This window comes from Deltaproteobacteria bacterium (assembly GCA_020845775.1).
In the GTDB taxonomy this organism is placed as follows: Bacteria; Bdellovibrionota_C; UBA2361; order SZUA-149; family JADLFC01; genus JADLFC01.
The window spans coordinates 1-8511 of the sequence record JADLFC010000060.1 but is presented as its reverse complement, the minus strand read 5'-3'; the positions used below and the strand labels follow the sequence as shown (position 1 = coordinate 8511).

The following is an 8511-nucleotide window of genomic DNA, read 5'->3' as shown; positions in this document are numbered from 1 at the left end:
GGTGCGAATAATGCAGTTCAATCCTGACAAGCGTTATTATGTGTTAGAATAATGTAATTAGCGCGATCGGGTAATCGCACTTCAGTAGCGTTTAGCCTTTTCCAGGCCCCAGTAGTCGCCAATAGTTCGTTAAGTGGGTGTTCGTATTGTATGATAGCAGCATCAAACTTCCAATGACTAAGCACCTCCTCCCATTTGGGTTTGACTGTAATGAGTTCGTAATAATCGTCGAAAATGCTTCTTCTTAGGCTAGGCGAACGGGATATTACTGACGAATACACCTTTGGCTCCAAAGATATAAACACTTTTACTCCACTAGCTAAAAGCTCTGGTGCTATGGCGATGTCGTTAAAAAGTCGGAGGTCGCGCTTGGCATTTTTGTGGCACATCTCCTGTAACTCTGCCAAATGGTTCTCTATTGGCCGAATTGAATGCTTAGTTGCGCTTGGCGAGAAAAATATTGCTAATAGCCCTAGCAACATGGTTAGCGGTAGATCGATGAACTTATAAGAATGTGTGGACGAATACTTACTCGCGGCGCTATTTCCTTTAGTCTGCTCAAGGATGTTTTGAACTAATGTTCCAACGGCAAGAGCTGCCGCCAAGCCATAGATAAATCGGTAGCGTTGAGCGGCAAGAACTAGAGCTAGGCTGCCAAGAGTCAAGGTAATAGTTGGCCTTTGTAGAGATTTTTGCTGCGACAGCAAGGAAAGTGCAAGTATTAAGAGGGCGCTTATTACGAGAAGCTTGTTCTCCATTAGATGGAAGTTAGGCGTGTTTATTGAATACAAGCTGCCATAAAAACGATTTTCTAAGTAATCAGCGTCAAATGGAAGTAGAAATGAGCTGTCTATCCCTCTGGTCGGGATGCTTGAACCAAAATATGCCGTGGCGGTGGTGCTCATGAGCAGTCCAGTCATGAGCAGTGCTTTGCGTTTGTCTCTTGCCGCGATAGTCGAAATGAGAAGCAGGGCGATTACTGCAATGCCAGAGAAGAAATCGGCGTCAAGGCCAGGCCAAGTTAGAAACAAGATGTGAAGTAAAATAATATCTAGTGGTTTAGCGCGCAGCGCGAATAGTAGAGAGAGAGGAAGCAATACAAGACTCCAAACTTGGGTTTCTGCGGAAATGGAGGCTATATTCAGGATTAAATAAAGCGAAAGGAATGCGAATCTACTTAGGGCGGTGAGAGAGAAGAATGTGGCTAGAAAATATGCGCTAGCCAAGCTAAGAAAAAGCATTATGGCCCTGCCTGCGTTCGCGCTAAAAGGATAGTCAATAGATAGGAACTTTCCTAAATTCTCGATTATGGCGTATTGTAGGATATCGTTAAGCCAAGGAGTGTAATTATTAACGGTGTCGTTAGCGCTCCAAGAGAAATTTGTAATAGTTGGTAGGGTTTTGTTTTCTAAGATGAGTTGCCCTCTAAGGATTTGCGTTTGAATATCAGCGGGAAGAGAAAATGAATTGAGGTAAAGAACTGTGACCAACGTAGCGATGGCTATCGCCAGATAGGCTGATTTGTTAAATAGGTTAAAGTTTTTCATTTAGTAGTAAAAGGCAATGTCGCTAAAAAAAATATTCAGGCCAAATGTAGCAGTAGTTGTAATTAATGACCAAGGGTTAATTCTTGCCTGCCATCGGTCTGATAGAAAAAATGTGTGGCAGTTGCCGCAAGGGGGAATAGATGAGGGGGAAACGGAGCTAGAGGCCTTGTATCGGGAGCTAGAGGAAGAGATAGGCACTAGAGAGGTAGAAGTAATTGGTAGGTTGTCGCAGAAAATTCGCTACGAATGGCCAGAAAAATATTATTCTCGCGGGTATCATGGCCAGGAACAGACCTACTTTTTAGTTCGTTTAAGTGGAGATGCAAGAATAGATTTATCTCATCACTCTAACGCGATTGAGTTTGATCAGTGTGCATGGGTTACGTTAAGTGATTTCGTTTCGCGCATTAGCTCGTTTAAGAAGGAGCCATATTGCAGGGCTCTAGCGATGCTTATGCAGGAATTTCCCAATTACATTATGGACGCCTAATTTTGGAGAGCTTGTTGTGAAAAATGTCGATTCAGTCATTCCCCTTCTCAGTGTTAATTACGACAAACGCTGGGAGGAAATTTATTCTGACTTTAGCAGATTTCTTGCCTTTGAGAGTGTTAGTTCTGAGGCTGAGTATAAGTCTGAGGTTCTCGATTGCGCTAATTGGCTTCGAGACTATTTGGAAGCTATGGGCTTAAAAGTAAGCCTTTGGGAAACCAGTGGTCATCCAGTGGTTTTTGCGGTTACCCGCGACTTTGATGCGTCTAAACCTACGGTGATGATCTACAATCACTATGACGTTCAGCCAGTTTCTCCACTAGAAGCTTGGGCTTCGCCCCCATTTAAGGCAACTATTCGCGATGGCGAGATATTCGCGCGTGGTGCCCAAGATAATAAGGGGCAATGTTTTTATGCCATAACGGCTATTAAGCATTACCTTGAGCAGTTAGGCTCCTTGCCAGTCAACATAAAGTTGCTCATAGAAGGCGAGGAGGAGACGAGCAGTCATGGTCTTTCTGGACTACTCGCAAGTAAGCGCGAAGAACTCTGTGCAGATTACTTGCTTATTTTAGATGTTGGTTTTGAAAGCATTGATGCTCCGGCGGTTAGTTTGGGGCTTCGCGGCATTGCAACTATGACTGTTAATGTTAGAGGCTCGAATGTAGACCTGCATTCTGGTACTCATGGTGGAATAGTCTACAATCCGATTCACGCCTTAGTAGAGCTTCTTTCTAAGCTTAGAGATGAGAGTGGTCGCATTGCAGTGCCAGGGTTTTACGATGACGTAGAAGCTTGTTCGCCAGAGTTTTTTAAGGAGATTTCCTTTGAGTTCGATCATGAGCGGTATTGTGAAAAGTTTGGTGCCAAGGCTTTAGGTGGCGAGAAAAGCTGTTCTCCTAAGGAGTCGGCTTGGCTTCGTCCAACGATTGAGATTAATGGGATTGCGGGTGGATATGCAGGAGAGGGATTTAAGACAGTTATTCCAGCGGTGGCGACGGCGAAGATTTCTTGTCGATTGGTTCCTAATCAGGATCCAGAAAAGATTAAGTTGTTGGTAAAGGATTTTCTCGAAAAAAATTGTTCGTCGGCAGTCGAAATAAATGTCGACTTGTCGCCTGGCGGCGGAAAGGCTGTGCGAACGAATTCGAATTCATTGGTGGTTCGTGCTGCCCATAGGGCATTTAGTGAGATTATGGGCGTAGAGTGCCAGTACGTATTGGAAGGAGCGTCAATTCCCATCGTTGTTGACTTGACGCAAGCAACTGGAGCTGATGTCGTTTTGTTGGGGTATGGTTTGCCGGATGATAACATTCATGCGCCGAATGAGCATTTTGGTGTTAAGCGCTTTAAATATGGCTATCTAACTATTGCTAGGATACTCGAGCTTTTGGGACAAGAAGTGGCTTAAGAGCACGTTTTATTTTTTCGACATAGTAAGCCGTGAGAAAAGCCTAATGCTTGGGCGAAAATTAGTGTAAAGAGCGCTAGTAGGCGGAAGAAGACTTCTCTTGGCGAAGTGGCATGTTCTAAGGGCTGAAAACGCTTAAGCAACTCAAATATTAGATAGAGTGGCATTAGCCCGAATATTGCACCAAGAGCGATGAGCGCATCGTAGCTAATGAATAGACCTAAAGCGGTTATGAGCGCAAAGAGAAAAACAAATGTGCTCACTTTTCCAAGAGAAGTTAGCAGCCAATAATAATGTTGCCATGCGATTACCCCGCCTTCCGCATCGCCCCTGGAATAGTTATACATAGTTTTAAAACCTTTGCGGATGGATGCTGGGAATGACCAATATACGGTTGCCTCGGGAACAAAGGCCAAGTGTTTAGCATGTTGTTTCAGATAATAATCAAATAGGCTGTCTTCGCCCGCAAGAGTCAGAAATTCTGGATACCTTCCGGCAAGTTTCCAAAGAGCTTTTTTTAACGCTAGGCTGCGCGCCGATGGAAGAAACAAGCCGGGGTCAATGTTTCTTAGTTTAGGAACTGTTAGGTAAGCTAAAGCGCGCGAGAAATCATTGTCGCATACTGGCTCATACCATCCCATAGAAACCTCAGTATTCGGATTGTTGCTAAAAGGTAGCAGGAGGTATTCGGCCCATTTGGAATCGAGTTTGCAACCAACGTCGCTTAAAACAACTAAGTCATTTGACGCTGCATTGATGGCTATATTTCTGCCTTCGGCTATGTTCTTGTTTCTTTCGCTGACTAATATAAACGCAAACTGCGGTTCTGTGTCGATATTGCTGAGCTGATTTGTGTGCCATTTGGTAGCTAGCGCGATCGTTTCATCTGTTGAACCGCCATCGACTAGGACTACCTCTTGGGGGATAGTAGTTTGTTTTGCTATACTATCGAGCCATGATTCGATACTGCCAGCCTCATTTTTGCATGTGGCGACTAGAGAGAATTTGGGGAGCTTGGACTTAATGGCTATAAGGCTTGTTTCGTCGCATGAGAGATCTATTAGTTGTGAATGATTAATCTCTAAATCTAAAACAGAGGTGGTAAATCGATAAACGCTTACTTTGGAAAACGGTATGCAGAGTGTGGCACGCTTTTGAAAGTTAAGAATTTTTTCACTTGCCCTTTGGCGAAGGTGCCTAGGGATGGCGTTCCACAGCAATCCAAATAAAGTCCGCCAAAGAATATCTATGGTTTGAGAAATTATATTAGGCAATGTATTGCACCATTGGAGCATAAGGCAGTTTGTTAAATTTTGACAAAATAAAGCACCGTGCCTATCTTTATTAGGATATGCAAGTTGTATATCCCTATTTGGTGGAGAAGAGAATTAAAAAGTGGCTGTAGCGTTTCAAGATTATTATCAAGTTCTAGGCGTTTCCAGAGAAGCTTCCCAGCAAGATATTACTAAGGCGTTTAGGAAGCTTGCCCGCAAGTATCATCCAGACCTTAACAAAGGTGATAAAAAATCTGAGGAGAAGTTTAAGGAGATAAACGAAGCGTACGAAGTTTTGGGGGACAGCAAGAAGCGAGAGAAATATAATGAACTCGGCGCCAATTTTAAGGCAGGGCAGAGTTTTCAGGCTCCCCCTGGGTGGGAGGATATTTTGGGTGGCTTTAATGTTAAGGGCGGAGGAGGTCAATCGCAGTCCTTTGGTTTTGGTGGGCAAGGCGGATTTAGCGATTTTTTTAATATGCTGTTTGGAGGAGGCGGAGAGTCTGTTTTTGATTCTGGCGCTGCCGCTGGGGCCAGGAGTAGGCGATCGCCTTATTCGCACACGACATCGCAGCCAGTCCAGGAGGCGACGATAACCCTTACTTTGGAGGAAGCATATCGTGGAACAAAGAAGCGGATTTCTCTTACTCCTGCGCCAGGCGTTCAGCATGGCGGCGCAGGTCAAGAAGCAAAGGTATACGATGTATCTTTCCCGGCAGGCATTAGAGACGGCGCAGTTCTTCGACTTAAGGGCAAGGGAGCCGGTGAAGCTGGGCGGCAAAGTAGTGTGGGGATTAATTTAAAGGTAAAAGTTGCTCCGCATTCAAAATTCCGCCTGCGTGGGGACGATATAATTTCAGCTTTGTCTATTTCTCCCTGGGAGGCAGTGTTGGGAGCAAAAGTTCCGGTAGAGACTTTAAATGGCGATGTCATGCTTACAATTCCCGCTGGTTCTCAAAGCGAGCAACAGATGCGCTTGCGCGGAAAGGGTTTTATGGGGAAGCATAATCAGCGTGGAGATATGATTGTCGAGTTAAAGGTTGTAGTGCCGAAGTCGCTAACCGAAAAAGAAAGGGAACTATTTAGAAAACTGCAAGAGTCTTCTACTTTTGATCCGCGAAAAAGTAACTAAGGTTATCGTCAAGTAAAAGAGGTTATATGAACATAGAAAAATTGACGCAAAAATCACAAGAAGCTTTGCAAGAGGCGCAGAACTTAGCTGTGCGGCTAGGGCACGTAGAAATAGATGGCGACCATTTGCTGTTAGCGCTTTGTGAGCAGGGCGAAGGGTTAATTCCTCGGCTTTTAGGTAAGATGGATGTGCCCTTAGATTCCTTTAAGCAAGCGGTGCGCCAGGAGCTAAGTCGCAAGCCAAGCGTATCCGGTCCAGGGGCGGATCCAAGTAAGATTTACGTAACCCAGAGATTGAGCAAATTGCTTGTTGCTGCGGAGGATGAGGCTAAGCGCCTTAAAGATGAATATGTCTCGGTAGAGCATTTTATAATTGCCATGATTGAAGAGGGCAATAAGACTGCCTCGGGTCGAATCTTTGCCCAGTTTAATATTACTAAAGATCGCTTTCTCAAGGCGCTCATGCAGGTGCGTGGGCATCAACGCGTATCGGGAGCGAATCCAGAATCTACCTATGAGGCACTGTCACTTTATGGCCGAGATTTGGTGCAGGAGGTTCACCGCAATAAATTAGATCCCGTAATTGGTCGAGATGATGAAATTAGGCGCGTGATAAGGATACTTTCGCGAAAGACGAAGAACAATCCCGTTCTCATTGGCGAGCCTGGCGTGGGGAAGACGGCAATAGTTGAGGGGCTGGCGCAACGCATTGTGCGAAAGGATGTTCCCGAAGGTTTGCGAGATAAGACCGTTTTTGCTCTGGATATGGCGGCCTTAGTAGCTGGTGCAAAGTACAGAGGTGAATTTGAAGAGCGGCTTAAAGCTGTATTAAACGAGATTAAGGAGGCGGAGGGGCGGATAATTCTTTTTATTGATGAGTTGCACACTATAGTTGGAACCGGTAGGGCCGAGGGCGCAATAGATGCTGGCAATATGCTTAAACCTATGTTGGCGAGGGGCGAGCTACATTGCATTGGTGCAACGACGTTGGATGAATATCGCCGCTATGTAGAAAAGGATCCAGCATTAGAGCGCAGATTCCAGACCGTGCTAGTGGATCAGCCTAATGTGGAGGATACTATATCAATTTTACGTGGATTGAAGGAGAGATTTGAAGTTCATCACGGTGTTAAAATTCACGATAACGCCTTGGTTTCTGCGGCGGTTTTATCCAATCGCTATATAAGCGATCGCTTTTTGCCGGATAAGGCTATCGATTTAGTTGATGAAGCTTGCGCTATGATTCGCACAGAGATCGATTCCATGCCGAGTGAATTGGATAGCGTTACTAGGCGGGTAATGCAGCTTGAAATTGAAGAGGCGGCGCTAAAAAATGAGAAGGATAAGGCTAGCAAAGAACGACTGGATGATTTGCGAAAGGAGTTAGCTGATTTGAGAAGTAGGGCTGACTCCATGCGTGCTCAATGGCAATCTGAGAAAGAAACGATTCAACAGGTTCAGGCTTTTAGGGGAAAGATTGAAGCTTTGCGCCGAGATATTGAGGTAGCTGAGCGCGATTACGATTTAAATCGAGCTGCACAACTAAAGCATGGCGAATTGCCGGCATTAGAAAAGCAATTGGCGGAAACTGAAGCACACTTGCTTAATAAGCAAGATACTGGCCAACTTCTTCGCGAGGAAGTAACCGAAGATGAAATTGCCGAAATAGTATCGCGCTGGACGGGTGTGCCGGTTACTCGTCTAGTAGAAGGTGAGCGCGAGAAATTGCTAAAGCTAGACGATATTTTGCACCATAGGGTAGTTGGGCAGGATGAGGCGGTTTCGCTGGTGGCGGATGCTGTTATTCGCGCTCGTTCGGGCATTAAAGATCCGAAGCGGCCGATTGGGTCATTTATTTTTTTGGGACCTACGGGAGTGGGGAAGACGGAACTTGCACGCAGTTTGGCGGAAGCCTTATTTGATAGCGAGGATAATATCGTTCGCATCGATATGAGCGAATACATGGAGCGATTCGCAGTCTCTCGCCTCTTAGGAGCACCTCCTGGGTACGTAGGTTATGAGGAAGGAGGTCAACTGACTGAAGCGGTCAGGCGAAAACCATATTCGGTTATATTATTCGACGAGATAGAAAAAGCGCATCACGATGTCTTTAATGTGTTGCTACAAATTCTCGACGATGGTCGTCTAACAGATTCGCAAGGTAGGGTAGTAAACTTTAAAAATACAGTCATCATAATGACGTCTAACATTGGTTCGGAATATCTGTTGGACGGCATTGATGAGAAGGGTGAAATAAGGGCCAGCGCAAGATCGACTGTAATGGGGCAATTGCGAGCGCACTTTAGGCCAGAGTTTTTAAATCGCGTAGATGACATAGTGTTATTTAAGCCGCTGCAAAAAGAAGAGATAAAGCGCATAATTGGCTTGTTGGCCAGTGCTTTAAGGGAGAGGCTGGCAGAGAGAAATATTTCACTTGAGATAAGCGACGATGCCCAAGAGTTTATTTGCGATACCGCATATGATCCCGTCTACGGCGCAAGGCCACTAAAGCGGTATATTCAACACACATTGGAAACGCAAATAGGTCGAGCAATAATTGCAGGCGAAATAACTGACGGTTCGGTAGCTGTGGTAAACGTTGAGGATGGGAAGTTAGCTATAGATGTAAGAAGCAAACAGAGCTAGGAAGTTGTAGCT

6 protein-coding genes are annotated in these 8511 nt (G+C 45.1%); 4 read left to right on the top strand and 2 right to left on the bottom strand.

Features of this window, described 5'->3' with window-relative positions; genetic code table 11:
* Positions 1-17 precede the first annotated feature (17 nt).
* Positions 18-1547: a hypothetical protein gene (locus IT291_04215; protein ID MCC6220429.1), complete on the bottom strand. Its 1530-nt coding sequence runs from the start codon at positions 1545-1547 to the stop codon at positions 18-20.
* Positions 1548-1563: 16 nt separating this feature from the next.
* Between IT291_04215 and IT291_04210 the strand changes: the two genes are divergently transcribed.
* On the top strand, positions 1564-2037 hold the full coding sequence (locus IT291_04210) for an RNA pyrophosphohydrolase (protein MCC6220428.1): 474 nt from the start codon (positions 1564-1566) through the stop codon (positions 2035-2037).
* Positions 2038-2053: 16 nt separating this feature from the next.
* Entirely contained in the window at positions 2054-3448 is a 1395-nt protein-coding gene (locus IT291_04205; GenBank protein MCC6220427.1) for a dipeptidase, read from the top strand.
* Here the strand turns inward: IT291_04205 and IT291_04200 are convergent.
* Complete coding sequence (locus IT291_04200; protein ID MCC6220426.1) at positions 3445-4722, bottom strand: glycosyltransferase; 1278 nt, start codon at positions 4720-4722, stop codon at positions 3445-3447. The genes IT291_04205 and IT291_04200 overlap by 4 nt on opposite strands.
* Positions 4723-4843: 121 nt before the next feature.
* Between IT291_04200 and IT291_04195 the strand changes: the two genes are divergently transcribed.
* A complete protein-coding gene (locus tag IT291_04195) occupies positions 4844-5854 on the top strand; it encodes a J domain-containing protein (GenBank protein MCC6220425.1) in 1011 nt (336 codons plus the stop codon).
* 26 nt (positions 5855-5880) lie between these two features.
* Positions 5881-8499 carry an ATP-dependent chaperone ClpB gene (clpB, locus tag IT291_04190; GenBank protein MCC6220424.1) on the top strand — a complete coding sequence of 873 codons (2619 nt, stop codon included), beginning with the start codon at positions 5881-5883 and terminating at the stop codon, positions 8497-8499.
* Positions 8500-8511: the final 12 nt, after the last annotated feature.

Bases quoted from the DNA above. Each gene is read 5' to 3' on its own strand.
- clpB (MCC6220424.1), top strand. From the start codon at position 5,881: ATGAACATAGAAAAATTGACGCAAAAATCACAAGAAGCTTTGCAAGAG.
- IT291_04215 (MCC6220429.1), bottom strand. From the start codon at position 1,547: ATGAAAAACTTTAACCTATTTAACAAATCAGCCTATCTGGCGATAGCC.
- IT291_04210 (MCC6220428.1), top strand. From the start codon at position 1,564: ATGTCGCTAAAAAAAATATTCAGGCCAAATGTAGCAGTAGTTGTAATT.